This window comes from Veillonella sp. 3627 (assembly GCF_003992195.1).
GTDB lineage: Bacteria > Bacillota > Negativicutes > Veillonellales > Veillonellaceae > F0422.
Map to the genome: position 1 here is coordinate 1 of NZ_RQVG01000029.1, position 506 is coordinate 506.

The following is a 506-nucleotide window of genomic DNA, read 5'->3' on the forward strand; positions in this document are numbered from 1 at the left end:
TAACAAGGTAGCCGTATCGGAAGGTGCGGCTGGATCACCTCCTTTCTAGGGAGACATACACTAGCACAAGATGTTAGGTGTCACACTAGGTCGACACTTTGGTCACCTTTATTGTTCAGTTTTGAGAGGTCAACTCTCATATGTAGGCCTATAGCTCAGCTGGTTAGAGCGCACGCCTGATAAGCGTGAGGTCGGTGGTTCAAGTCCACTTAGGCCTACCAGTGCCTTTCTTCGATGAAGAAGAGCTAATATATTAAGTCCTATCTTAAGATGGAAGAAATTCCTAATAAGGATAGATTCCGAATACAAGATAGACTCACATGGGGGCGTAGCTCAGTTGGGAGAGCACCTGCCTTGCAAGCAGGGGGTCAGGAGTTCGAATCTCCTCGTCTCCACCATGTTCTTTGAAAACTGCATAGAAGATAATAAAATTTATGATTTGGTCTCTTAGAGTTGACTCTAAGGGTTAGACCAAGCACATAGATTCTCTAAATTAACTTATAAGG

General features: G+C 44.1%; 2 tRNA genes. Both read left to right on the forward strand.

Features of this window, described 5'->3' with window-relative positions:
- Positions 1 to 144 precede the first annotated feature (144 nt).
- A tRNA-Ile gene (locus EO114_RS07790) sits at positions 145 to 221 on the forward strand.
- A gap of 101 nt (positions 222 to 322) precedes the next feature.
- Positions 323 to 398, forward strand: a tRNA-Ala gene (locus tag EO114_RS07795).
- Positions 399 to 506 lie beyond the last annotated feature (108 nt).